General features: G+C 47.4%; 1 protein-coding gene. It reads left to right on the top strand.

Going from position 1 to position 266, the window contains the following annotated elements; all coding sequences use genetic code 11:
* Nucleotides 1–266 (top strand): recombinase family protein (locus DW826_RS18835; RefSeq protein WP_242994161.1); only part of this gene is annotated, 266 nt, incomplete at both ends.

The following is a 266-nucleotide window of genomic DNA, read 5'->3' on the forward strand; positions in this document are numbered from 1 at the left end:
ATGACGATTGACGGCTACGGTCCGTATCAGATCGCCAGCAAACTGAAATCGGAAAAGGTGCTTATTCCGTCTGCTTACCTTGCCCAACACGGCGAGGGCGTGAACAAAAACAAGACTTTCAAAGATGTGTACGGCTGGGGTTCTTCCACCATCTGCAACATTCTTGAAAAGCGTGAATATCTGGGACACACCATCAATTTCAAGACCCGAAAGCACTTCAAGGACAAGAAAAGCCATTATGTCCCGGAGGACGAATGGACGATTTT

The organism is Clostridium sp. AM34-11AC, from assembly GCF_003435375.1.
GTDB classification, from domain to species: Bacteria; Bacillota; Clostridia; order Lachnospirales; family Lachnospiraceae; genus Pilosibacter; species Pilosibacter fragilis.